The sequence below is a fragment of the Mesorhizobium sp. LNHC229A00 genome, from assembly GCF_000502415.1.
In the GTDB taxonomy this organism is placed as follows: domain Bacteria; phylum Pseudomonadota; class Alphaproteobacteria; order Rhizobiales; family Rhizobiaceae; genus Mesorhizobium.
This window is the reverse complement of the sequence record NZ_AYWQ01000001.1, coordinates 155,219-178,809: the sequence shown is the minus strand read 5'-3', so window position 1 is coordinate 178,809 and position 23,591 is coordinate 155,219. Positions and strand designations below refer to the sequence as shown.

Below are 23,591 nucleotides of genomic sequence, written 5' to 3'. Positions count from 1 at the left end.
CGGCCTGTCATGACCCTGGGTTACCCGCTTGCGGCAAAGCAAATGGGGAATCACTTTGCCATGACGGACGTCTCCTCGGATCTGGTTTTTCGCCGCGGCAAGGAAGTTGGAAAAGCGGTCTACCAGAACCGCGCGCTTTCGAAAGCCGGCATCTCGGAGCGGCTGTTCGCCTTCCTGTTTTCCGGCCTCGTTTATCCACAGATCTGGGAAGACCCTGACGTCGACATGGACGCGATGCAGCTTGGCCAAGGTCATCGCGTCGTCACCATCGCTTCCGGCGGCTGCAACATCCTGGCCTACCTTACCCGCTCGCCGGCACGGATCGACGCCGTCGACCTCAACGCCGCCCACATCGCGCTGAACCGGATGAAGCTGGAGGCGGTCCGCCATCTGCCTTCGCAGGGCGACCTCTTTCGTTTCTTCGGCGCCGCCGACACCAGTCACAATTCCGAGGCCTACGACCGCTTCATCGCCCCGCATCTCGATGCGGTCAGCCGCCACTATTGGGAACACCGCAACTTGCGCGGCCGCCGGCGCATTGGCGTTTTCGACCGCAATTTCTACCAGACCGGCCTGCTTGGCCTGTTCATCGCCATGGGCCATCGCACGGCGAAGTTCTTCGGCGTCAACCCGGCCCGCATGATGGAAGCCAGAAATATCGGCGAACAGCGCCGATTCTTCAACGAGGAACTCGCGCCAGTCTTCGAGAGGAAGCTGCTGAAATGGGCAACGTCGCGCAAGGCTTCGCTGTTCGGCCTCGGCATTCCGCCGGCGCAGTATGATTCGCTGATCACCTCCGGCGACGGCACCATGGCCAGCGTGCTGAAGGCCCGGCTGGAAAAGCTTGCCTGCGACTTCCCCTTGGAAAACAACTATTTCGCCTGGCAGGCCTTTGCTCGCCGCTACCCGGAACCAGGCGAGGCCGCCCTGCCCGCCTATCTGGAAAAGCACAACTACGACACCATCCGCGGCAATATCGACCGCGTTGCCATCCATCACGCCAACCTGATCGAATTCCTCGCTGGCAAGGATGCCGGCGCCGTCGACCGCTTCATCCTGCTCGACGCGCAGGACTGGATGACCGATGACCAGCTCAATGCACTGTGGTCGGAGATCACCCGCACCGCCTCGGCTGGTGCTCGCGTCATTTTCCGCACCGCCGCCGAGCCCAGCCTGCTGCCGGGCCGTGTTTCGACCTCTTTGCTCGACCAGTGGACCTATGAGAGTGATGCCTCGCGCGAATTCTCGGCCCGCGACCGCTCCGCCATCTATGGCGGTTTCCACCTCTATGTGAAGTGCGCGGCATGAGCACGACCGAGCTGCCGGCCAGCCCCGAATTCCAGGCCAACCATGCCGAACTGATGGACGGCGTCTATCGCTGGCAGCGCCACATCTACGACCTGACCCGCAAATACTATCTGCTTGGCCGCGACCGATTGATCGAGGGGCTGGACGTGCCACCCGGCGGCACCGTGCTGGAGCTCGGCTGCGGCACCGGCCGCAATATCATCCTCGCCGCCCGCGCCTATCCAGAAGGTCGCTTCTTCGGCCTCGATATTTCGGCCGAAATGCTGGAGACGGCAGGCGCCGCGGTTGCCCGCGANGGCCTGTCCGATCGCGTAGCGCTGGCAAGAGGTGATGCCACGGATTTCAACGCCAAAGCGCTGTTTGGCCAAGGCAGCTTCGACCGCATCTTCGTATCCTATTCGCTGTCGATGATCCCGGGCTGGGAGAAGACCGTATCGGCAGCACTTGCCGCGCTGGCCCCCATGGGCTCGCTGCACCTCGTCGATTTCGGCCAGCAGGAAGGTCTGCCAGGCTGGTTCCGCACCTTGCTGCGCGGCTGGCTGAAAAAATTCCACGTCGCGCCGCGCTCAACCCTGCGCGAAGTTCTTGAATCAGAATCGCGGCGAACCGGCGCAACCTTCCGTTTTCGTACGCTTTATCGCGGCTATGCCTGGCTGGCCGTGATCAAACCTGGCCTTTGACGGCCAGACACTCAGGAAAGCTGCTCAGCGGTTTTCCCGCCGCAATTTTACCGGTCAGGGCCAATCGACGCAACGGATGAAAGCCGGTATATTAGCGGTCTCTATTTTCTCTCAAGGAGGAGAGCATGAGTGCGCGGGGAATGCTTTCATTGGTTGCTTGCACGGTTTTCTTGAGCTCGTCCGCAATGAGCAATGCAAGCCTGGATATGCCAATCAGGTTTAGCGTTCCGCACCCTGGCAATACTGAAAGACAAAGCCAGCCGGCGAACCGATACCTTCAGACCGCGCAGCAGGATGTCTGCTGCCCGGGTGGTTATCCCTGGTATCGCAATTCAACAAATACCTGTTACGGGAACTACGAAGACTGCCACGATACCGATGGCGGAGGCTGGTCTTGCAGGCAGGTCAACGCCTGCTAGGGTCATAAGCGATTGGGCTAATGCAGCGCCTTCACCAGCGCACCCACCATCGTCCGCGGACGGTAGCCGAACTTGGCCGGCGTTAGCCCGAGCCGCACCACCACCAATTGCTCAGACGGAATAACGGCGACGGTCTGTCCGTCATGGCCCTCCATCCAATAAGTGTCCTTCGGCAGCCCGGCCGCGACGCCGGCGCCGGGATTTTCCTCGTCGCCCGGCGCTTCGATCCATAACTGGCCCTTGCCGTAGACTTTCGAGGCGGATGTCGGCTCGCGCATCCAGTCGACGAAGCCCACCGGCAGGATTTGGTTGCCGTTCCATATACCGCCCTGCAGCAGGAACTGGCCGAAGCGGGCCCAGTCATGCGCCGTGGCGTAGAGATAGGACGAGCCGACGAAAGTGCCCTGCTCGTCGGTCTCGAGCACCGCGCTATGCATGCCGAGTGGATCGAACAGCGCCATGCGCGGCCACATCAATGCCTTGGCCCTGTCGCCGATCGCGTCCTGCCAGAGGCGCGACAGCATCACCGCCGTGCCACTTGAATAGGAAAACGTCTTGCCGACCTCGCCGGTGAGGGGTTTGGTTGCGGCAAAGCCCGCCATGTCCGGTTCGAGATAGAGCATGCGCGTCACATCGGCGACGTCACCATAGTCTTCGTTGAACTCCAGCCCGCTCGACATCGCCATCATGTCGGCAAGGCTGATCGCGGCGCGGCCGTCGGCCTTCCATGGCGTGAACAGGCCCTTGTTGGTGACCGCCATCTTGCCGTCCTTGACCAGCGTGCCGACGATGGCGGCGTTGACGGTCTTGGTCATCGACCAGCCGAGCAGCGGCGTCTTTTCGGAGAAGCCGTCGCCATAGCGCTCAGCGACGACCCGTCCGTTCTTGACCACCACGACCGCGCGCACGCCGGTGCCGGTCATCGCGGCGTCCCCGACAATCTTCGAGACCTCGGGATTCTGCGAAGCATCGACCCGCTCGCCCTCGGGCCACAGCGCGTCCTGACTGGTCGGCGATGGCGGGGCATGGATTGCCGTGCGCCGCGCCTTGCCGACATCGCCGTCGGGAACCGAGGCGCAGCCCAGCCCGTCGCGGGCAACCGCCTCGCTCTTGCCGAGGAAGCCGAGCAGGCCGGCCGAAACCGTCCCCCGGTTCTTGTCGACCGAGACCCGCATCAAGCGCAGCAGCGGGTGGCCCGGCGCCTGCACATCGAGGGCCAGCACCTCGTTGGCGTCGCGGCCGGCGATGAAGACGTTGGAGCAGACGATCTTGGCCGAATAGCCCGAGCCGACGCGGATCAGTTCCGGCGGCGCGATATAGAGCCAGGCAAACAGCGCGGCGATTGCAAGCACGATCAAGCCAAGAAGCCATTTGACGACCTTGACGACGAACCGCATCCATTGCCTCCCAGGCATTCGCCTGACGTTTATGTCATCGAATTGCCGCCATTGCTTCCGCAAAATCTCGCCTCTTGTCGAGCGCCATAAACCAGATATCAACCATGATCGGCGATCACAGGGATGCATGTCGCCCAAAAGTGCGCAGCGGTTTTGGGACACGACATGCATGAAGAACGATATGCCAGGCGATGCGTGGGGCGATCGACTGGAGGGGGCCAGACCAACTTCGGCCATCAGTGCACAGACCCATCAGCGACCGGCTGATTCCGGCTTGGAAGTTGCGATGCGCCGTCTTGCGGCCCTTTTCATGCTGACGCTGCTCGGCGCCTGCTCGACCGTGGACGATCTCTCGCCGCTGTCGCCGTCCGCGTCGAGAAGTCCGACGGTGGCCGTACGCGCGCCGCGCTTTGCCGATTCAAAGCCGCATGAGTGGGACAGCGGTGCGCCATGGAACTATGCCGTCCATGGTACCGACGTTTCCAAATACCAGACCTCGGTCGATTGGCCGACGGCCAAGGCCAGCGGCATCTCCTTCGCCTTCATCAAGGCAACGGAAGGCGGCGACCGTTTCGATGAGTATTTCAGCGAGCACTGGGCGCGCACGAAAGCCAACGGGATTCCACGCGCGGCCTATCATTTCTTCTATTTCTGCACTCCGGCGGCCGTCCAGGCGCGCTGGTTCATCCAGAATGTCCCCGTAGACCGCTCCGCCATGCCTCCGGTTCTCGACATGGAATGGAACCCGAACTCGCCGACCTGCCGGCTGCGCCCCGACGCCGCCACGGTGCGCGCGGAGATGACGACCTTCCTCGAAATCGTCGAGCGGCATTACGGCAAGAAGCCGATCATCTACACCTCGGTCGACTTCTTCGACGACAATGAACTGTCGACCTTCCGCGGCTATCCCTACTGGCTGCGTTCCGTCGCCGGGCACCCGCGCGAGAAATATGGCAGCCACCCTTTCACCTTCTGGCAGTACACCGGAACCGGCATCGTTCCCGGCATGACCGGCAAGTCCGACATCAACATCTTCAACGGCTCGGAATCCGCCTGGAACAAGTGGCTGCGGCAGAACACGCATTGACGCAGTGGCAACGGCAGCGAAGCCGCACGAATGGTGGTTGCGGCAGATCACCCGTTGACACCGTGACAACGGCAGCGAAGCCGCNGAATGGTGGTTGCGGCAGATCACCCGTTGACACCGTGACAACGGCAGCGAAGCCGCGGGAATCGTGGTTGCCGCAGATCACCCGTTGACACAGTGACAACGGCAGCGAAGCCGCGGGAATGGTGGTTGCGGCAGATCACCCGTTGACCAGTGGCAACGGCAGCGAAGCCGCGGGAATCGTGGTTGCGGCAGATCACCCGTTGACACCGTGACAACGGCAGCGAAGCCGCAGGAATCGTGGTTGCGGCAGATCACCCGTTGACACCGGGCCTGCCGCCTGCTTTCGACACAGCCAGCGCTAAAGAGTNGTGGTTGCGGCAGATCACCCGTTGACACCGTGACAACGGCAGCGAAGCCGCACGAATGGTGGTTGCGGCAGATCACCCGTTGACACCGGGCCTGCCGCCTGCTTTCGACACAGCCAGCGCTAAAGAGTGCAACCGCTGGTAATTCAGGGCGTTGCGCTTTCAGCCAGGCATGACAATGCCCTCTCGTTTCGAAAGGAAGCTGATGCGACTGCGTTCCCAAGCCCTCGCGGCGCTGTTCTTGTGCGCCACGGCCTTGCCGGCGATGGCGCAGGAATGCGGCGGCGATTTCGAAAGCTGGAAGCAGGGTGTGGCGACGGAAGCCAAGGCTGCCGGTGTCGGCGCGGTCGGTCTTGATGCGCTGGAGGACGCCCGGATCGACGAGAGGGCTCTGGCGCGCGACCGTGCGCAGGGCGTCTTCACGCAAACATTCGTCCAGTTTTCCAACCGCATGATCTCGGCTTACCGGCTGAAGCAAGGTGCGGCGAACATGAAGAAATACGCCGACATCTTCGCCCGCGCCGACCAGCAGTTCGGCGTCCAGGCCCCGGTTATCACCGCCTTCTGGGCGCTTGAAACGGATTTCGGCGCCGTGCAGGGCGATTTCCACACGCTGAGCGCATTGGTGACGATGTCGCATGACTGCCGCCGCCCGCAGCTTTTCCGCCAGCAATTGGTGCCGCTCCTGGAACTGATCGATCGCGGCGTGCTGCCGGCCGACGTCACCGGCGCCTGGGCCGGCGAGATCGGCCAGACGCAGATCCTGCCATCCGACTATCTTGCGCGCGGCATCGATGGCGACGGCGACGGCAAGATCGATCTGCGCGGCTCCGTGCCCGACGTGATCATGACCACGGGCAACAAGGTGCTGTCGCGCGGCTGGAAACGGGACGAACCCTGGATCCAGGAAGTGCGCGTGCCCGAAGAGATGCCGTGGGACCAGACCGGGCGCACCAACAAGCTGCCGCTGACGCAGTGGGCGCAATGGGGCGTCACCAACCCCGACGGCTCGCCGCTGGCCGACAAGGGGCTGAAAGCCGGCCTGGCGCTGCCCATGGGCCGCAAGGGCCCGGCCTTCCTCACCTACGAGAATTTCGACGTCTATCTCGAATGGAACCAGTCCTTCACCTACGCGCTGACCGCGGCCAATCTCGCCGCGCGCCTGGCGGGCGCGCCGCCGCTCGATCCGCGCAATCCCGAGCCCGGCCTCAACAATGAGCAAATGAAAGAACTGCAGACCAAGCTCGAGGCCAGGGGCTACGACGTCGGCACGGTCGACGGCATCTTGGGCACCAACACCCGTGAAGCGATCCGCAAGGAACAGATGCGGCTTGGCCTGCCGGTGGATGGCTGGCCGACGCCGGAGCTGTTGGGAAAATTGTGAGCGAACAGTGAAGGCCGCGAGAGCCTCGTACTGCTACTCGCCACTCCGCCTCTCCCGCACAAAATCAATGAACGCCCTCAGGGCTGGCGGCACATGCCGCACGCTCGGATGGTATAGATAGAAGCCGGGGAAGCTGGGTGACCAAGCTTCCAGAAACCGGACCAGCCGGCCGTTTTCGATCCAGGGACGAACCTGATAGTCGATCATGTAGGCGATACCGGCACCGCCCAGCACCGCGTTCAGCAGCAAGTCGGTGTCGTTGACGGTCAGCCTGCCTTCGACGGCGATTTCCAGCGCCCGTTTGCCCCGCGCGAACTCCCATCGGTAGATGTTGCCGCCGCCTGGCCATTGGAAATTGATGCAGCGATGCTGGTGCAGATCGCCGGGATGACGCGGCGTGTTGCGTCCCGCGAGATACGCTGGAGCGGCCACCGCGGCCATTTGCAGATCCCCGCTCAGCTTCACCGCCACCATGTCTTTTTCCAACCGCTCGCCGAGCCGAATTCCGGCGTCGAAACGCCCTTCGACAATGTCCGTCAGCATGTCGTCGATGATCACTGTCAGGCCGATATCGGGATAGGCGCGCTGGAAATCGCCCAGGATCGGCGCGATGAACCGCATGGCGGCCACGCGCGGCACGTTGACGCGCAGCGAACCCGCCGGTTGGTCGCGCGCAGCATGGATATCGGCGACCGCGCCTTCCAGTTCCCTGAAAACAGGACCAAGCCGCGTGAACAGCGTGTCGCCAGCCACGGTCGGCGATACGCTTCGTGTCGTGCGATTGAGCAGGCGGACACCGAGACGTGCCTCCAGCTGCCGGATTGTCTGGCTGAGAGCCGGCGGCGAAATCCTGAGCTTGGCGGAAGCCCGGATGAAGCTGCCCTCCTCCACGATCGTCGCGAAAGCCTTGAGTTCGGAAAATTCGGACCCGCGCATTGTGTATCCCAGGATTAACAGGCAAGTCAGATAATAGCCCATTATATGATCAATAGCTTCGGCCTATTTTCGACCAAGCCGCGTCGCGCGGTCACGAACGGCCGAAAGGAATTGATCATGTCTCATTCGCTTCAGGGCAAAACCGCGATCGTCACCGGCAGCTCGCGCGGCATCGGCCGCGCCATTGCCGAAGGGCTCGCGGCCGACGGCGCCGCGGTCATCGTCAACTATGTCGGCAATGCCAAGGCCGCTGACGACGTTGTGGCGGCCATCGTGAGCAAGGGTGGCAAGGCGATCGCCATCCGGGCGGACATTTCAAATGTTTCCGACATCCGCCGTTTGTTCGACGAAGCAGAAAGCCAGTTTGGCGACCTCAACATCGTCGTCGCCAATGTCGGCGTCGCTGTGATCAAACCGCTGGTCGAGGCCAGCGAAGCCGATTTCGACCTTGTCTTCGGCACCAACGCCAGAGGCACTTTCTTTACGCTTCAGGAGGCCGCTCGCCGCGTGCGTGACGGCGGCCGCATCATCGCGGTCTCCACTGGCGGAACGAAGATGTTTTTCACGCAGACCGCGCTCTATCTCGGCAGCAAGGGCGCGGTGGAACAATTCGTGCGCGTTCTGTCGCGCGAGCTCGGGCCACGCGGCGTCACCGTCAACGCGCTGTCGCCAGGCTTCACCGACACCGACCTTCTGCCGGAGCGCGACCGCGCCGTGGCGGCCGGCATGTCGCCCTTCGGCAGGATCGGTGCGCCGCGCGATGTCGCCGACGTTGCCGTTTTCCTGGCCAGCGACGAGGCCCGTTGGCTGACCGGCGAGAACATCCAGGCCGGCGGTGGCGTTGCCTAATCCGCCATCGTCTCCAGGCTGGCGAATCCCACCGGCGCGTCGCCCTCATCGAAAGGCGTCGTCACCTCGACGAAGGTGTCGGGATAGAAGCCGTTGAAGCGGGTTCTCAGCGACAGTGAATAAGCGCCTATATGGCCGATTTCGATCCAGTCGCCGGTGTCGACGGTTTCCGGCAGCCAGAACGGCCGCGACAGGATGTCGACGGAATCGCAGGTCGCCCCGCACACCTTGAACGGTACGATCTTGTTCTCGTCGCCGTTGCGCGTGCGGATTGCCGGATCGGGGATAAACCGCGCCGGCAGCGTGATCTTGCCGGTCCACGAATCCGACAGAGACGCCCAGATACCGTCATTGATGTAGAGCCGCTTGCCCTTGCGCAACAGCACGCGCACGATCAGCGACAGGCAGCGCGCCACGATCACCCGGCCCGGCTCGGCCACCAGCGGCATCTGGTCGAACTGATATTCCTTCAGGTCGCCGGAGAGCCGCGACATGATCTGGCCGAGCGACGGCATCTCGATCTGCTTGCGGTTGGGATCATGTCCGTATTCGGCCGGAAAGCCGCCGCCGACATCGAGCCCGGCAATGTCGAAGGTCAGCCGGTTGCGCACCCAGTCGGCCGAGGCAAGCGCCCGCTCATAGGTGTCGGGATCCTCGATCTGGCTGCCGACATGGAAACACAGGCCGACCTTATAGCCGGTGCGGTTCAGCCGCTCGGCGAGTTCGACCGCATAGGCAGGCCCAGCGCCGAATTTTTTGGACAGCTCGTAGGCGGCATGGCCCTTTGTCTGCACACGCACGAAGACGCTGACCGCGCCCGGGTCGATATCGAGCGCCCGCACCACACGGGTCAGCTTGGTGATCTCGTCCTCATGGTCGAGCGAGATGACGCGAATGCCGTATTTCTCCAAAGCCAGCTTGATGTCCGACTGCGCCTTGACCGGATGCATGTAGAGCATCTCCGCGTCGGGCGAAACGGCGCGCACGGCGGCGAACTCGCCTGGTGAAGCGACATCGAAGGCGGTGACGCCGGCCTCGACCAGCGTCTTCAGCACGATCTGCTCGCCATTGGTCTTGACCGCGTAGGCGGTCTTGCCGGGGAACATGCCCATGAACTGCTTCGCATCCGCCTTCAAGACCTGCGGGCGGAAGCAGTAGACCGGGTCATCCGGACGAAGCGCCAGTGCCGCCTCGCTTGCGTTCTCGAATCGCTGCATGGACGAATCCTCGACTTCAGCTCGCACAATTAATCCACGCTAGCGGCTAGCGCATGACCCCGAAAGTTAATTTCGACTTGCGGAAGGATCATGCGCCAGGAATGAACCTCGCAGCGTCCTTTGCGCGTCTCTGGAGACGCGCGGCGCTGCAAGGAAACAATTCTGCGTCTCGTGCTCCTGACTGCACGGCACCTGGCCTTTGCCGAAAGGCTTGGCAGCCGGTCGGGTTTCGGGTGGCCCTTGCCGCCGGACCCGATATGGCTTCTGCCTGACAGCTTGCATTCGGGCCGTCTGGGGGAGGATTCATATGGCAGGGAGCGCTGCATCTGCATCACGCGGACCGATGACGCTCAGGGACTGGGGGCAGTTGCTGCTGCTCGGCGCCATCTGGGGCGGCTCGTTCTTCTTCGCCCGCATCGCGGTGGCGGAGCTTCAACCGCTGGTGCTGGTGCTGTTTCGCGTCGCCATCGCAGCGGTCGCGCTGCAGCTCTATCTCGGCTTGCGCGGTCCGTCCTTTCGTCTCGCTCTGCCGCATGCCGGGCTGTTCTTCCTGCTGGCCTTCACCAACAATGTCGTCCCCTTCTCGTTGATCTTTGCCGGTCAAACCCAATTGGGCGCCGGTGTCGCTTCCGTCCTCAACGCCACGACGCCTTTCTGGACGCTGATTTTGGCCAACGCGCTGACATCAGATGAAAAGCTGTCCTGGAACAAGCTCGCCGGCGTCGGGCTCGGTGTCGCCGGCACGGCCGTGATGATCGGTCCCGGCCTGCTGGCGGGACTCGGCGGCCCTGTCTGGGCCAAATTCGCGCTGATCGGCGCCTCGCTGTCCTATGGTATCGCGCTGATGGTCGCGCGCCGTTGCAAGGGCGTGCCCTCGTCGGTCGTCGCCACCGGGCAATTGACGGCTTCGACCATCATCATGATCCCGATCGTGCTCTTCGCCCATGGCCCGGCCGGCCTGTTCTCCGCCTCGCCGCCGGTGTGGGCGGCAGTGCTGGCGCTGGCGCTTCTGTCGACGGCCTTCGCCTACATCCTCTACTTCAACCTCGTCGCCTCGGCCGGGGCCACCAACGCCTCGCTGGTCACGCTGATCGTGCCGGCCAGTGCCATGCTGCTCGGCTTTCTTTTCCTCGGCGAGCGGCTGGAATTGTTCGAGATCGGCGGTGTGGTGCTGATCGGACTTGGTCTTCTGACAATCGACGGGCGAGTGTTCGGACGGCGTTAAAATTCGGCATGTGCAATCGCGAAAGTCGAACACGACTTTCGCGGGGGTAGCGCTGCCATGACACAGCATCGACACGCCACCGCCATAATTTATTCACAGGCATGAAGCGGGTTTTTGCCAAGGAGTTTCAACGGCTAACGGCGAAACCGAAGTCGCAAAATCCACAATCACGTCGCAATGCAGCACATTTTCCGCTTGCCTGTGGCACAAATGAACCTAGACTCCAGGACATAGCTCTTTAAGAGGAGGCTATGTCATGGGACTTACGAGGCCAATCAACGCATTGATGATTTGTGCTGCGTTTGCTTTCATCGGCGCCCTCATTATGGGCGTCCTTCCCTGAACCCGCCAAGACGGGGAAGACCAGCACCAAATAGTCCAACCGATTCGAAAGGCCGGGTTTTTACCCGGCCTTTTGCTTACCTGACTGGCCCTCAGGCAGCAGCGGAGCCCGCCACCTCATGCGAGCGGATGCCGATCATATGACAGACGGCGAACACCAGATCGGCCCGGTTCATTGTGTAGAAGTGGAAATCGCCCACGCCGCGCTCGACCAGGTCCAGAACCTGCTCGGCGGCCACGGCGGATGCCACAAGCGCATGCGTTTGAGGATCGTTCTGCAGGCCGTCGAAACGCTCGGCCAGCCATGCCGGCACCAGCGCGCCGCAGCGGGCCGAGAAATTGGCGACCTGGGTAAAATTATGCACCGGCAAGATGCCGGGAACGATCGGGATGTAGATGCCAGCGCGGCGCGCGCGCTCGACGTAACGCTCGTAGAGATCGTTGTCGAAAAAGAACTGGGTGATTGCCCGCGTCGCACCATTGTCGACCTTGCGCTTCAGCATGTCGATATCGGTGGCGAAGTCAGGGCTTTCCGGATGCTTTTCCGGATAGGCCGAAACCGAAATGTCGAAATCGCCGGCGTCCTTCAGCGCCCCGACCAGCTCGGCGCCGTTGGCGTAGCCGTCCGGATGCGGCCGGTAGGCAGCGCCGACGCCTTCCGCCGGATCGCCGCGCAAGGCGACGAAGCGCTTCACGCCCATGTCGGTGAATTCCTGGATGACGGCGTCGACCTGATGGCGAGCCGCATCGACGCAAGTCATGTGCGCGGCCGGCGTCAGGCTGGTTTCCTTCAGGATGCGGCCGATGGTGCGCGCCGTGCGCTCACGCGTCGAACCGCCGGCGCCATAGGTCACCGAGACGAATTTCGGCTGCAGCGGCTCGAGCCTTGTGACCGTATCCCACAGCCTTGCCTCCATCTCGTCGTTCTTCGGCGGGAAGAACTCGAACGAAACCCTGACCTTGTCGCCGATATCGGGCCGGCGGGAAAAACGAAACTGGTTCATCAGGCGATTTCCCCTATCGAGCTCACTCTGGTCTGCTGGCTGGCATTGGCGGGATCGGCGATCAGCAGGCGCCGGTCGCGGCCAAGCCAGAGCTTGACGGTGAGCCTGGCCTCGTTGCCGCCGCGCGGTTCGAACTCCTGGGCATCCTCGAGATCGAGGCCGGCTTCGGAGAACCATTCTCCGATCTGCCGGTCGGAAAAGCCCAGCCGCATATGCGCATGCTCATCGCGCAGGAATTCCAGTGTGTGCGGCGCGAAATCGACGATGACGAGACGGCCGGCCGGGCGAAGCAGCCGCGCCGCCTCATGGATGGCGCGGGCCGGATCGTCGAGATAGTGCAGCACCTGGTGGATGGTGACGAGATCGAAGGCATCGCGCTCGACCGGCGGCGAGAAGATATCGCCCTGCCGCACCTGCGCATTCGAAACGCCGGCCTTGTCGAGATTGGCGCGCGCCACGGTCAGCATCTCTCGCGACATGTCGATGCCGATCCCCCGCCGGTAGAGCGGCGAGAAGATTTCGAGCAGCCGCCCGGTGCCGGTGCCAAGATCGAGCATGGACTGGAACGGCCGCTTGCCGACCAGCTTCAGCATCGCGGCCTCTACGGCACGGTCGGGCACATGCAGCGAGCGGATATGATCCCAACTTGCGGCGTTCTGCGAAAAATACGCGGTGGCGCGGTCCTGGCGCTTGCGCTTGACCGAGGTCAGTCGCTCCAGATCGCGCTCGACCTGCGGATCGGCGCCGCGAATGCCGGCAACCAGCCTCATCACGAAGTCTCGCGCCGAGTCGGCGTCCGACAGGCGGAAGAACGCCCACGACCCTTCCTGGTAGCGGCCGATCAGCCCCGCCTCGAGCAGCAGCTTCAGGTGGCGCGAGACACGCGGCTGCGACTGGCCGAGAATTTCGGTAAGGTCGGAAACAGTGAGGTCGCCACGCGACAACAGTGCCAATATGCGCAGGCGGCTGGATTCGGCCGCCGCCTTCAATGTATCCACCATGGTGTCGAGCGAGACATGCATCAGCGTATTCTCTTCGAAAAAGATATAAACATATGTTTATGTCGAATTTGGCGACCTTGCAAGCGCTATGTCGCTTCCGGACCAGAAAATGCCGCATGCGTGATTTCCCGGTCCGGGTCAGCCCGGAACGTCTAGCGGTTTGAGACAATGGCATGCACCAGCACAGAGACAGGCAATGACCGGACCGCGTGAGATGTTCGAGGTACGCGAAGGCGAGCAGAGACTGGACCAGGATCCGGCCTTGATGCCGCCGGACGCCGGCATCGTCTTCATCGGCCGTATTGCCTCGCCGTGGACCACCCGGGATAGTTGCCCGAAGAACATGCGCGCGGCGCGCGAGGCGGGACAGCCCGCGGTGCTGACCATCGATGCGCCCTATCGTGCGGGCCTGCGCGGGCTGGAGCGCGCCAGCCACGTCGTGATCCTGTCCTGGCTGCATCATGCGCCGCGGAATCTGATCGTGCAAAAACCCCGCCATGCTGCTGAATCGAAAGGCGTATTCGGCCTGCGCTCCCCTGCCCGGCCGAACCCGGTCGGCCTGCACGTGACCAAACTCGTCGGATTGGACATTGGCATCGGGCGCGTCGACCTCGACGCCATCGACGTGCTCGACGGCACGCCGGTCATCGACATCAAGCCGTATTTCGCCTCGACCGATGCCATTGCCGAGGCAACCGTTGAAGGGCGTGACGGGCGATGACGGCACCAACCGGCCGCCGCCGCGCTATCGCCAAGGCTTTGACAGCACTTCTGCCGCTGGCCCCTTATGCCGACATGGAGAAGATCCGCACCGATGCCGGCTCGGTCCATATGAAAACCTTGCCGCCGACGATCGCCGTCTGGCTGGCGACGATCGCCCACATCCGCCACATGCACACCGATTACGAAAAGCTGCTGGCCGAGGGCTATGACCGCGACTCCGCCCGGTTCTTCGTCATCGAGCAAACCAACATCATGCTCACGCGCTGGCGCGCCACGCGCCTGCTCGACGCCGATGACGAGGAGGAATGAGGCCACTGCCGGGCAGATGGCGCTCTGCTGCCGGATCTTCACCTCGAGGACGACTGAAGTCGGAGCACTGGCCCTATGCGCTCCGCCCGTTGCCGATAGCTTATGACTTCATGGCGAGGAGCTGCCGATGAGCCAAGCCGCACAGGATACGCCGCCGCTGCCTGCAGTGAGCGATCGCCATATTGACCCACATTCCTATCCCGAAGGCATTGCCTTCCTCGACGGCCAATATTTGCCGATGTCGCGAGCCAAGGTCTCGGTGCTGGATTGGGGATTCCTGCACTCGGATGCCACCTACGATACGGTGCATGTCTGGAACGGCCGATTCTTCCGCCTCGATCTGCATGTCGACCGTTTCTTCCTCGGCTTGCAAAAGCTGCGCATGACTATCCCGTTCGATCGCGATGGCGTGGCCGAGGTCCTGCACAATTGCGTCGCGCTGTCGGGTCATCGCGCCGCCTATGTCGAGATGCTGTGCACGCGCGGCGCCTCGCCGACCTTCAGCCGCGACCCGCGCCATGCGATCAATCGCTTCATGGCGTTCGCCGTGCCGTTCGGCTCGGTCGCGAATGCCGAGCAGTTGCGGCGCGGCCTGCGTGTCGCCATCAGCGACAAGGTGCGCATTCCGCCGGCTTCGATCGACCCGGCGATCAAGAACTACCACTGGCTCGACTTAGTGGGCGGCCTCTATGATGCCTACGACCGTGGCGCCGAGACGGCCCTCATTCTCGATTTCAACGGCAACGTCGCCGAAGGCCCGGGCTTCAACGTCTTCTGCGTCAAGGACGACAGACTGTCGACGCCAGCCATCGGCGTCCTGCCGGGCATCACCCGCCGCACGGTCTTTGATCTCTGCGCCGAGGCAGGTCTTGCCGCAACGACCGCCGACGTCAGCGTCTCCGCGCTGCGTGGGGCCGACGAAGTCTTCATCACCTCGACCGCCGGCGGCATCATGCCGGTGACGGAGGTTGACGGCGCTGACATCGCCGACGGAAAGGTCGGGCCGATCACCAGCCGGCTGATGGCGCTCTATTGGCAAAAGCATGACGACCCGGCCTGGTCGTCTCAGGTGAACTACCCCTGATCAACACGATTTCTTGTTCCACGGGGAAGAGTCTTGTTCAAAAAGATTCCCCCTCGCCTCTGGAAAATCACGGGACAGGCCGTATATGCCCGAAAGCGGAGAAGCCTCCGCTTCCATCCAGAAATTGCGCCCGCAGGGGCAAGGATTCCACATCATGACATCTAAGGTTTGGTTCATCACCGGATCGTCGAAAGGCTTTGGCCGCGTCTGGGCCGAGGCCGCACTGGCGCGTGGCGACCGCGTTGCGGCGACCGCACGTGACACAGCCACGCTCGCCGATCTCGTCAATAGATACGGCGACAACATCGCCGCCATAAAGCTCGACGTAACCGACAAGAAAGCCGTCGATGCCGCTGTCGCCGAGGCGCACAAGCGCTTTGGCCGGCTCGACGTCGTCATCAACAATGCCGGCTACGGCCATTTCGGCGCCATAGAGGAAGTCAGCGAGCAGGAAGCCCGCGACCAGATCGAGACCAATGTGTTCGGCGCGCTCTGGGTCACCCAGGCCGCCCTGCCGATCATGCGGGCGCAGCGCTCCGGCCACATCATCCAGATCTCGTCGATCGGCGGCGTCAATGCCTTTGCCTCGCTCGGGCTCTACCACGCCTCGAAATGGGCGCTGGAAGCCTTCAGCCAGTCGCTCAGCATCGAGGTCGCGGAATTTGGCATTCATGTCACGCTGGTCGAGCCGGGCGGTTTCTCCACCGACTGGTCGGGAGCATCGGCCAAGGTCTCCAAGCCGATCGAGGCCTATGCGCCCGCCCGCGCCAAGATGGCCGAGCGCCGCGCCAACTCGGTTGCTGGCGATCCCGAGGCGACCGGGCCGGCGATGCTGGCCATCGTCGATGCGGCGGAGCCGCCGCTGAGGGTGTTCTTCGGCGATGGCGGCCTGCCGATGATACGCCAGGAATACGCCAACCGCCTCGCCACCTGGGACAAGTGGGACCACGTCTCCGTCATGGCGCAAGGCGTCCACAAGAACCGCAAGGGCTGACGCCCAAAATAATAGCTACGCCGCCTACTGGGCGGAGTAGCTATGCCTTGTAAATCCATTGCTCCGGCACCCGCACCGAAATCTCTTCGCCGACCCTGACCACGCCGGGTTTTTCAACCCACGCGACAAGGCCACGCAGCCGCTTCGCCGTCTGCGGGAAGAGCAGCGCGGCTGCATCGCGATCCGGTGCATGGACATGGGTGGCGATGGATTGCCCGGCGACCCGGCACGGCTTGTTCTGCGCGTCGATTTTGATCGTCACGCCCCCTTCGAAGAACATCAGTGAGCCGGCCGGCAGCATCGACAGATGCGGCACGCCCCCGATCAGCATATTGGCTCCGATCCATTCCGGCTTGATCTCCTTCAGACCCATGCGCTCGGCGACGATCGAAAGCTCGTCCGTGGCGACCAGCGACAATTGCCGCTCGTTGCGCATCTCCGTGCCGCGCGGATACCAAGGCTCGCGCCCGCCGGAACGCCGCGTCATTCCGGCATGGAAGTCATGCGCGATTCCGTCGAAGCCAAGATGCAATTCCTCGACGGCTTTCGTCTCGAAATGATCGGACGGAGCGGCATAGAGCGCCACTCCCTTTGCCGTCAGCTTACGGCCCGGGACGATGTCGATCGTGGGCTCGGCAGTTGGAAAAAGCTCTAGGTTTGTTTCCTGCATGCTGCTGGTCTAGAGACCTCGGACAATGCGGTCCAGTCGAAAGCGCTGATGATCCGATCACTGCGTTTGATGCCGATCACGACGTTATTACCGGAAAATGGCGTCCCGTTGCAGCGGGCGCGTCCCATTGCCGCCGCGCCACCGATATATATTCGGCGCCAACTCGGGAGGAGGTTCGGCATGGAGGTTGGACAAGCCATCGCAGCGCTCTGGCTGTTCTGGGTGGTATCCTGGATCGTCGCTGCATTCTGGGCTGATCCCGTCCAAAAGCGCGCCACCATCGTGGCGGAGGCCCGCTATCGCGTCTTCTGGCTGGCCGGCACCGTCCTGCTGTTCGTTCCAGCGCACGGCTATCAAGGCAGGCTGAGATTGTGGACGCCGACCCTTGCCGAAGCCTGGATCTGCGTTGCCGTGATTGCGGTCGGCATCGGCTTCGCGTGGTGGGCGCGCATCCATCTCGGGCGGTTGTGGTCCGCCACGGTCACAGCCAAGGCAGGTCATCGCGTGGTCGACACCGGCCCCTATCGCCTGGTGCGGCATCCGATCTATACCGGGCTGTTGCTGGCTGTGCTTGCCACCATGGCGGCAAAGGGCACGGTGTGGGGGATTGCAGGTACGGCCCTGCTCATCATCGGCGTCGTCATCAAGGCGAAGCTGGAGGAGCGTTTCCTGCGCGACGAACTCGGACCCGCCTATGACGATTACGCCAAGCGGGTCCCGATGCTGGTTCCCTTCACGCCGGCCTAGCGCGGCATCACTTCAGAGCATTCTCAGCAGCGCGCCACCGATCGAGTATCCCGCGCCGAAGGCGCAGATCAGGCCGTGGTCGCCCGGTTTCATGTCGGCATGGTTCTCCGACAGTGCGATGATGGCTCCCGCGCCCGCCGTGTTGCCGAGCCGCTCCAGCACCATCGGCGCGCGGTCATGGCCGACATCGTGGCCGAACGCCAGTTTCAGGATCATCGCATTCATGCGCGCATTGGCCTGGTGCAGCCAGAAGCGCCGCACCGCCTGCGGCGTCAGCCCGTGTTCGGCGAGGAATTCGACGATGAATTTGTGTCCGGCCACGGTGACTTCCTTGAACACCTTGTTGCCGACCTGCTTGATGAGGTTGCCCTCCAGGTCGATCATGTAGGGATCGTCCTGGGCGGTACGGGTGTGATAGCCGAGATTGGTGCGGATGTTGTTCGACATCTGCGTCCAGATGCGTGTGTCCAGCACCTCGAAGCGGCCCGGCCGCTTCTCGCCCTGGGCCAGCCCCTCCACCACCATCGACACCGAAGCGTCCCCGAAGATGAAATGCGTCTGCCGGTCGCGGAAATTGAGATGGCCCGTGATGATTTCCGGCGTGGTCACCAGGATGCGCTTGTGCGCGCCCGAGCGCACCAGATTGACCGCCATGTGCAGCGCAGCCGCAGCCGACGAACAGCCAAGCCCCATGTCGAAGCCCGCGCCCCTCGTGCCCAGCGCCTCCTGCATTTCGATGGCGATCGCCGGATACGGCCTCTGTTGATGCGAGGACGAGCAGATCACCAGATCGATGTCCGACGCATCGACGCCTGCGTGGTCGATCGCCTTCCTGGCCGACGCGATGCCGAATTCCGCCTGCAGCGAGAGCGCGTCGTCTGGACGCGCCGGAATGCGCGGCGCCATGCGGGTCGGATCGAGAATGCCTTCACGCTCGACCACGTGGCGGGACTTCACACCTGAAGCATGAACGATGAAGTCGGCATCCGATTTCTGCAGCAGCGTCTCGCCGGTATCCTGGCGCCGCGCGTTCTCGGTGTCGACCCAGGCATTGAAGCTGGCGACCAGTTCCTCATTCGTGATTACAGGCTTGGGAATTTCAGCGCCGATGCCGCTGATGATGACGCGATGCATGTTTCAGTCCGTCCCCATCCGCGGGCGTTGCGGTTTGATGTGGGCGCCGAGACGTCTCGGCGCAACACTTTTCTCACTCGGCCGGTTTACGCCGGCTTAAACCAAGGTTTTCGCCAGCCTATCCCGCCTGCTTGGCGATAATGAAAATGCGGGGGAAACGCAGCAGCACCTTGCCATCGGCGGCCTTCGGATAGGCCTTGGCGATCTTGGCCGTGTAGCTGTCGAGGAACAGCTTGCGTTCGTCCGCGTCCAGCTGATCGAGGAAGGGCTTCAGCCCTGTCGACTTCACCCACTCGACGATCGCCTCGGCATGGGCCAGCGGATGGTTGTAGATGGTGTGCCAGATGTCGAGCCGGGCGGAGAGCGGCGACAGCAGGTCGTAGTAGAACGACACCGGCGGTAGCGGCGCACGGGCCGCATCCCTGATCTTTGCGGCGAAAGGCGCTTCGGCGGCGGTCTCCCGCATCAGGCGATGCGAATCCTCGGCCATATTGTCGGGCATCTGGACGGCCAGCGCGCCGCCGGGCGCGAGAAAACCCATCAGACGCTCGAACACCGCCGGATGCTCCGGCAGCCACTGGAAGACCGCGTTGGCGAAGATCACGTTGACCGGCTCGTCCGGCTGCCATGTCGAGGCATCGGCGAGGTCGAAGCTGACATTGGGTAGGCGCGCCCTCGCCTTCTCGATCATGTCGGGAGACGTGTCGAAGCCGCTCACTTGCGCATCCGGCCAGCGCTCGACCAGAAGTTCGGTCGAATTGCCCGGCCCGCAGCCGATATCGACAACCCGACGCGGAAAGTCGACCGGAACCTGTGCCACCAAGTCGCGCGCGGGCCGCGTGCGCTCGTCCTCGAATTTCAGATACTGGGTGGCGGACCAATCAGCCATCCGAGCTCCTCGTGTCTTGAGAATTCGCCGCCCGGGTGCCCTCTTACCGCGTCAGCCTCTTGTAGGTCATGCGGTGCGGGTTGACGGCTTCGGGCCCGAGCCGGCGGATCTTGTCCTGCTCGTAATCCTCGAAATTGCCCTCGAACCATTCGACGTGGCTATCGCCTTCGAAGGCGAGGATGTGCGTCGCCAGACGGTCGAGGAACATGCGATCGTGCGAGATGATGACCGCGCAGCCGCCGAAATTTTCCAGCGCGTCTTCGAGTGCCGCCAGCGTTTCCGTATCGAGATCGTTGGTAGGTTCGTCGAGCAGCAGAACATTGCCGCCGGTCTTCAGCATCTTGGCCAGGTGCACGCGGTTGCGCTGACCGCCGGAGAGGTTGCCGACCTTCTGCTGCTGGTCGCCGCCGCGGAAATTGAAGGACGCGCAATAAGCGCGGGTGTTGGCCTCGAACTTGCCGAGCTTGACCACTTCGGCGCCGCCCGAGATTTCTTCCCACACGGTCTTTGACGGATCGAGCGCGTCGCGGCTTTGGTCGACATAGCCGAGCTTGACCGTCTCGCCGACGCGGACAGAACCCGCATCGGGCTTCTCCTGGCCGGTGATCATGCGGAACAATGTCGTCTTGCCCGCGCCATTCGGGCCGATGACACCGACAATGCCACCCGGCGGCAGCTTGAATTCGAGGCCTTCGATCAACAGCGTGTCGCCGAAGCCTTTCGACAGGCCCTCGACGTCGATGACCACGTTGCCGAGCCGCTCGCCATGCGGAATGACGATCTGCGTATCCGTCGGCCGCCGCTTGTCGGCCGCATCGAGCAGATCCTGGAACGCCTGGATACGCGCCTTGGACTTGGTCTGGCGAGCCTTCGGGCTCGACTGGATCCACTCGCGCTCGCGGCCGATGGCGCGCTGGCGGGCGTCGTCCTCGCGGCCTTCCTGCTTGAGGCGCTTGGCCTTGGCTTCGAGGTACTTGGTGTAATTCCCCTCATAAGGAATGCCGCGTCCGCGATCGAGTTCGAGAATCCAGCCGGTGACATTGTCGAGGAAGTAGCGGTCGTGGGTGATGATCATCACGGCGCCCGGATAGGCGCGCAGAGATCGGAAGAGCACACGTCTGAACTCNTGACGCAGCAGCAGCTGGCAGAGCGCGACGCTGCGGCGCTCACCGCCCGAAAGCTTGGTGACCTCGGAATCCTTGGGCGGGCAGCCCAGCGCTTCCATCGCCATCTCGACCTGCTGTTCGAGATCCCACAGGTTCAGCCGGTCCATTTCGTCCTGGAGCTTGGCCGACTCGTCGGCCGTCTCGTCGGAATAGTTCATCATCAATTCGTTGTAACGCTCGATGATGGCGGTCTTGGCCGCGACACCTTCCATGATGTTTTCGAACACGGTCTTGTCCGGGTCGAGCGCCGGCTCCTGCGCCAGGTAGCCGACAGTGGCGCCTTCGGCGAGCCACGCCTCACCGCTCCAGTCCTTGTCGATGCCGGCCATGATTTTGAGGATCGTCGACTTGCCGGCGCCGTTTGGGCCCAGGATGCCGATCTTGGCGTCGGGGTAGAAGGACAGATGAACGTTCTCGAGCACCTTCTTGGTGCCATAGGCCTTGTTGAGGCCGGCCATGTGATAGATGAACTGGCGTGCCACGCGCGCTTTCCCTGAAAAAATGACTGGATTTGTCGAATTGAATGGAGGTTGGCCGCTATGTAGGCGATGCGGCGCCGAACGGCAATCGCTTTTGCCATATCAAGCCAACCACACGGACAAGTGTGCACCGACAGCCAGGTTTTCAACCCGTCGATGGCGCGCGGAAATCTCCGGTTAACCCTTCCACGTCAAAACAGGATCGGAGTGGAATCGCTGGCTGGCCGCGATTTCGAACAGAGAGCGGATCGACGGCATTGCTGAACAGTTTCCTGCTCCTTGCCGAAGCGATCGTCTACTTCAGCGTCATGGTGACACTTTTCCGCTTCCGCAAGCGCATCGGCCTGGGCGTTTTCATCTGCGCACTCGGCGTCATGCATTTCCTGGAAACCTATCTCGCCAGCGTCTTCTACGTCGCGCTGCCGTTCGGCATGGTCTCGCCGGGCTCGGCGGTGCTGTTTTCCGGCAAGTTGGTGATGCTCCTTCTGCTCTACATGAAGGAGGATGCCGCCACCGTGCGCCAGCCGATCTATGGCCTGCTGCTCGGCAATGCGGTGATGATCGGTCTGGTTCTGCTCCTGCGCCTGCACGCCATCGCTCCGCTACCCGATGGCCGGCTCCCGGACATCGGCTTCATCGACGAGATGGGCTGGCTGATGGTTTGGGGCACGACGCTGCTGTTCGTCGACGCCATCCTGATCATCCTGCTCTATGAGAAACTTGGCCGCGTCCTGCGCAAGGCGCGGTTCGCACGCATCCTGATTTGCGTCGCCTGTGTGCTGACGTTCGATCAGGCGGGGTTCTTCACCGCGCTCCATTTTGTTGCCGGCGCGCCGATCGCGGTCTTCTTCGGCGGCTGGTTCGCCAAGATGGCGGCGGCACTGACCTTCAGCGCCATGCTGGTGGCCTATCTCAAATGGTTCGAGGTCCGGGATGTCCAGATGCCGCGTGGGCTGACAGACATCTTCGAGACCTTGACCTATCGCGAACGCTACGAGGCGCTGGTCGAACATGTCGGCCGCGATGGCCTGACCGGCCTGCTGCACAGGGGACGCTTCGATGCCGATGGCGAGGCAGCCGTCCAGTCCAGCCTGCGCACGGCGAGGCCGCTCAGCCTGCTCATCGTCGACGTCGACCACTTCAAGTCGATCAACGATCGTTTCGGCCATGCCGAAGGCGACAAGGTGCTGAAGGCGGTCGCAACCGTACTTTGCGAGGCGGCAGGCGCTGAGGACCAGGTTTTCCGGATCGGCGGCGAGGAATTCGCGATCCTGAGTTCGCGTCCGCATTCCGTCGCCAGGCTCTTCGGCGAAAGCGTCCGCACCGCGCTCAAGGCATCGGCCGCCACCAGCCGGTTCGAATTGACCGTCAGCGCCGGTGTTTCCACGGTCAGCGAGACGACGCAGTGCCTGGCTGACCTGTTCGCGCTCGCCGACCAGCGCCTTTACAAGGCGAAATCGACCGGACGCGACCGCGTCGTCGGCGAACCCGGCGGGCATGAGGCGGACGCCGATATCGCCTGGACCAGGTCCGCCCAGATCTAGCCAAGTCAATCCAGGTCTAACCTTGTCGCTACGATTTCCTGTGCCGCGCAATGCCTGTCATGGTCGAGACGGCCATCAGCACGATCGCCAGCCATTTCAGCGCCGTGATGATCGGCCCGGCCTGGATGTCGTGGGCGATGAAAAGCAGGATGCCCGGCACCAGCAGGCCGCACATGATCAGCATGATGCGGTTGATCTGCCAGGAGACTTTCGATGCCAGCGCATCGTCTCCGGCCGCCGGAACCAGCGTCTCACGCATCCTCTTGCCACCGACGAGCATGGCCGACAGACGCATCGAGATCGGCAGGCCGAGGCCGATGATGAGGAAGGCGCAGGCGGCCAGGAGTAGCGAGAACTTCAGCGCGCTGGTCTCCGCCGGCACCGGAAACAGCACAGTGGCCAGCGGCAGGAAGACGCCGAAAATGCCGAGCGCGGCGATTGCGATGAAGATCACCGCGTTGATGATCGTAAAGAGATGATAGGTGCCGGCGCCGATCGGTGCGGACAGTGCGCGCATGCGCGCCCACTAGGGCTGGCTATAGGAAAACCCCGGCCATTCCATGCGAGCATCGTTGATCGCAACCATGCCCTTGGCCCAGAAAGCCAGCCGCGCC

General features: G+C 62.9%; 21 protein-coding genes. 12 read left to right on the top strand and 9 right to left on the bottom strand.

Going from position 1 to position 23,591, the window contains the following annotated elements; all coding sequences use genetic code 11:
- Positions 1-9 precede the first annotated feature (9 nt).
- Both X742_RS168650 and X742_RS168655 read left to right on the top strand, forming a co-directional pair.
- Entirely contained in the window at positions 10-1,308 is a 1,299-nt protein-coding gene (locus tag X742_RS168650) for a DUF3419 family protein (RefSeq protein ID WP_031247573.1), read from the top strand.
- Positions 1,305-1,988 carry a class I SAM-dependent methyltransferase gene (locus X742_RS168655; protein WP_023769646.1) on the top strand — a complete coding sequence of 228 codons (684 nt, stop codon included), beginning with the start codon at positions 1,305-1,307 and terminating at the stop codon, positions 1,986-1,988. The genes X742_RS168650 and X742_RS168655 overlap by 4 nt, the downstream gene beginning before the upstream one ends.
- A gap of 436 nt (positions 1,989-2,424) precedes the next feature.
- Here the strand turns inward: X742_RS168655 and X742_RS168660 are convergent, their stop codons facing one another.
- Positions 2,425-3,804: a serine hydrolase gene (locus X742_RS168660; protein ID WP_023769645.1), complete on the bottom strand. Its 1,380-nt coding sequence runs from the start codon at positions 3,802-3,804 to the stop codon at positions 2,425-2,427.
- Between the two features lie 286 nt (positions 3,805-4,090).
- Here X742_RS168660 and X742_RS168665 point away from each other — a divergent pair, with 286 nt between their 5' ends.
- Both X742_RS168665 and X742_RS168670 read left to right on the top strand, forming a co-directional pair.
- The gene (locus X742_RS168665) at positions 4,091-4,891 is read left to right on the top strand and encodes a GH25 family lysozyme (RefSeq protein WP_023769644.1); all 801 of its coding nucleotides are present in this window, start codon (positions 4,091-4,093) and stop codon (positions 4,889-4,891) included.
- Between the two features lie 594 nt (positions 4,892-5,485).
- Positions 5,486-6,664 carry a lytic murein transglycosylase gene (locus tag X742_RS168670; protein WP_023769643.1) on the top strand — a complete coding sequence of 393 codons (1,179 nt, stop codon included), beginning with the start codon at positions 5,486-5,488 and terminating at the stop codon, positions 6,662-6,664.
- A gap of 33 nt (positions 6,665-6,697) precedes the next feature.
- Here the strand turns inward: X742_RS168670 and X742_RS168675 are convergent, their stop codons facing one another.
- Positions 6,698-7,600: a LysR family transcriptional regulator gene (locus tag X742_RS168675; RefSeq protein ID WP_023769642.1), complete on the bottom strand. Its 903-nt coding sequence runs from the start codon at positions 7,598-7,600 to the stop codon at positions 6,698-6,700.
- A gap of 117 nt (positions 7,601-7,717) precedes the next feature.
- On the opposite strand from X742_RS168675, the gene X742_RS168680 reads away from it, so the two are divergent.
- Positions 7,718-8,449 (top strand): SDR family oxidoreductase, encoded by a 732-nt coding sequence (locus X742_RS168680; RefSeq protein WP_023769641.1) that lies wholly within the window; start codon positions 7,718-7,720, stop codon positions 8,447-8,449.
- Here the strand turns inward: X742_RS168680 and X742_RS168685 are convergent.
- Positions 8,446-9,666 (bottom strand): alanine racemase, encoded by a 1,221-nt coding sequence (locus X742_RS168685; RefSeq protein ID WP_023769640.1) that lies wholly within the window; start codon positions 9,664-9,666, stop codon positions 8,446-8,448. The two genes, X742_RS168680 and X742_RS168685, sit on opposite strands and share 4 nt — an antisense overlap.
- A gap of 307 nt (positions 9,667-9,973) precedes the next feature.
- Here X742_RS168685 and X742_RS168690 point away from each other — a divergent pair, with 307 nt between their 5' ends.
- Entirely contained in the window at positions 9,974-10,891 is a 918-nt protein-coding gene (locus X742_RS168690; RefSeq protein WP_023769639.1) for a DMT family transporter, read from the top strand.
- A 434-nt stretch (positions 10,892-11,325) separates the two neighbouring features.
- Here the strand turns inward: X742_RS168690 and metF are convergent, their stop codons facing one another.
- Entirely contained in the window at positions 11,326-12,237 is a 912-nt protein-coding gene (gene metF, locus X742_RS168695) for a methylenetetrahydrofolate reductase [NAD(P)H] (RefSeq protein ID WP_023769638.1), read from the bottom strand.
- Entirely contained in the window at positions 12,237-13,259 is a 1,023-nt protein-coding gene (locus X742_RS168700) for a metalloregulator ArsR/SmtB family transcription factor (RefSeq protein ID WP_015317182.1), read from the bottom strand. Before X742_RS168700 ends, metF begins: the two co-directional genes overlap by 1 nt.
- Positions 13,260-13,434: 175 nt before the next feature.
- On the opposite strand from X742_RS168700, the gene tsaA reads away from it, so the two are divergent.
- The 4 genes from tsaA (at position 13,435) to X742_RS168720 (ending at position 16,348) form a co-directional block, all read left to right on the top strand.
- The gene (tsaA, locus tag X742_RS168705; RefSeq protein WP_023769637.1) at positions 13,435-13,959 is read left to right on the top strand and encodes a tRNA (N6-threonylcarbamoyladenosine(37)-N6)-methyltransferase TrmO; all 525 of its coding nucleotides are present in this window, start codon (positions 13,435-13,437) and stop codon (positions 13,957-13,959) included.
- Positions 13,956-14,270, top strand: a complete 315-nt coding sequence (locus X742_RS168710) for a DUF2293 domain-containing protein (protein ID WP_015317180.1) — start codon at positions 13,956-13,958, stop codon at positions 14,268-14,270. The genes tsaA and X742_RS168710 overlap by 4 nt, the downstream gene beginning before the upstream one ends.
- Before the next feature lie 127 nt (positions 14,271-14,397).
- Positions 14,398-15,354: a D-amino acid aminotransferase gene (locus X742_RS168715; RefSeq protein WP_023769636.1), complete on the top strand. Its 957-nt coding sequence runs from the start codon at positions 14,398-14,400 to the stop codon at positions 15,352-15,354.
- 154 nt (positions 15,355-15,508) lie between these two features.
- Positions 15,509-16,348, top strand: coding sequence for an SDR family oxidoreductase (locus tag X742_RS168720; RefSeq protein ID WP_023769635.1), 840 nt, complete (start codon positions 15,509-15,511; stop codon positions 16,346-16,348).
- Positions 16,349-16,388: 40 nt separating this feature from the next.
- Here the strand turns inward: X742_RS168720 and X742_RS168725 are convergent, their stop codons facing one another.
- Positions 16,389-17,018 (bottom strand): MOSC domain-containing protein, encoded by a 630-nt coding sequence (locus tag X742_RS168725; RefSeq protein ID WP_023769634.1) that lies wholly within the window; start codon positions 17,016-17,018, stop codon positions 16,389-16,391.
- 180 nt (positions 17,019-17,198) lie between these two features.
- Between X742_RS168725 and X742_RS168730 the strand changes: the two genes are divergently transcribed.
- Entirely contained in the window at positions 17,199-17,765 is a 567-nt protein-coding gene (locus tag X742_RS168730) for an isoprenylcysteine carboxylmethyltransferase family protein (protein ID WP_023769633.1), read from the top strand.
- A gap of 12 nt (positions 17,766-17,777) precedes the next feature.
- On the opposite strand, the gene X742_RS168735 is transcribed toward X742_RS168730, so the two are convergent.
- Both X742_RS168735 and tam read right to left on the bottom strand, forming a co-directional pair.
- A complete protein-coding gene (locus tag X742_RS168735; RefSeq protein WP_023769632.1) occupies positions 17,778-18,899 on the bottom strand; it encodes a beta-ketoacyl-ACP synthase III in 1,122 nt (373 codons plus the stop codon).
- Between the two features lie 118 nt (positions 18,900-19,017).
- Positions 19,018-19,788, bottom strand: a complete 771-nt coding sequence (gene tam / locus X742_RS168740; protein ID WP_023769631.1) for a trans-aconitate 2-methyltransferase — start codon at positions 19,786-19,788, stop codon at positions 19,018-19,020.
- Between the two features lie 1,902 nt (positions 19,789-21,690).
- Between tam and X742_RS168750 the strand changes: the two genes are divergently transcribed.
- On the top strand, positions 21,691-22,977 hold the full coding sequence (locus X742_RS168750) for a GGDEF domain-containing protein (RefSeq protein ID WP_023769629.1): 1,287 nt from the start codon (positions 21,691-21,693) through the stop codon (positions 22,975-22,977).
- Between the two features lie 28 nt (positions 22,978-23,005).
- Here the strand turns inward: X742_RS168750 and X742_RS168755 are convergent, their stop codons facing one another.
- Positions 23,006-23,494 (bottom strand): hypothetical protein, encoded by a 489-nt coding sequence (locus tag X742_RS168755; protein WP_023769628.1) that lies wholly within the window; start codon positions 23,492-23,494, stop codon positions 23,006-23,008.
- Positions 23,495-23,591 lie beyond the last annotated feature (97 nt).

Coding starts and splice junctions, on each gene's coding strand:
- X742_RS168650 (WP_031247573.1), top strand. CDS start 10: ATGACCCTGGGTTACCCGCTTGCGGCAAAGCAAATGGGGAATCACTTT.
- X742_RS168660 (WP_023769645.1), bottom strand. CDS start 3,804: ATGCGGTTCGTCGTCAAGGTCGTCAAATGGCTTCTTGGCTTGATCGTG.
- X742_RS168665 (WP_023769644.1), top strand. CDS start 4,091: ATGCGCCGTCTTGCGGCCCTTTTCATGCTGACGCTGCTCGGCGCCTGC.
- X742_RS168670 (WP_023769643.1), top strand. CDS start 5,486: ATGCGACTGCGTTCCCAAGCCCTCGCGGCGCTGTTCTTGTGCGCCACG.
- X742_RS168675 (WP_023769642.1), bottom strand. CDS start 7,600: ATGCGCGGGTCCGAATTTTCCGAACTCAAGGCTTTCGCGACGATCGTG.
- X742_RS168680 (WP_023769641.1), top strand. CDS start 7,718: ATGTCTCATTCGCTTCAGGGCAAAACCGCGATCGTCACCGGCAGCTCG.
- X742_RS168685 (WP_023769640.1), bottom strand. CDS start 9,666: ATGCAGCGATTCGAGAACGCAAGCGAGGCGGCACTGGCGCTTCGTCCG.
- X742_RS168690 (WP_023769639.1), top strand. CDS start 9,974: ATGGCAGGGAGCGCTGCATCTGCATCACGCGGACCGATGACGCTCAGG.
- metF (WP_023769638.1), bottom strand. CDS start 12,237: ATGAACCAGTTTCGTTTTTCCCGCCGGCCCGATATCGGCGACAAGGTC.
- X742_RS168700 (WP_015317182.1), bottom strand. CDS start 13,259: ATGCATGTCTCGCTCGACACCATGGTGGATACATTGAAGGCGGCGGCC.
- tsaA (WP_023769637.1), top strand. CDS start 13,435: ATGACCGGACCGCGTGAGATGTTCGAGGTACGCGAAGGCGAGCAGAGA.
- X742_RS168710 (WP_015317180.1), top strand. CDS start 13,956: ATGACGGCACCAACCGGCCGCCGCCGCGCTATCGCCAAGGCTTTGACA.
- X742_RS168715 (WP_023769636.1), top strand. CDS start 14,398: ATGAGCCAAGCCGCACAGGATACGCCGCCGCTGCCTGCAGTGAGCGAT.
- X742_RS168720 (WP_023769635.1), top strand. CDS start 15,509: ATGACATCTAAGGTTTGGTTCATCACCGGATCGTCGAAAGGCTTTGGC.
- X742_RS168725 (WP_023769634.1), bottom strand. CDS start 17,018: ATGCAGGAAACAAACCTAGAGCTTTTTCCAACTGCCGAGCCCACGATC.
- X742_RS168730 (WP_023769633.1), top strand. CDS start 17,199: ATGGAGGTTGGACAAGCCATCGCAGCGCTCTGGCTGTTCTGGGTGGTA.
- X742_RS168735 (WP_023769632.1), bottom strand. CDS start 18,899: ATGCATCGCGTCATCATCAGCGGCATCGGCGCTGAAATTCCCAAGCCT.
- tam (WP_023769631.1), bottom strand. CDS start 19,788: ATGGCTGATTGGTCCGCCACCCAGTATCTGAAATTCGAGGACGAGCGC.
- X742_RS168755 (WP_023769628.1), bottom strand. CDS start 23,494: ATGCGCGCACTGTCCGCACCGATCGGCGCCGGCACCTATCATCTCTTT.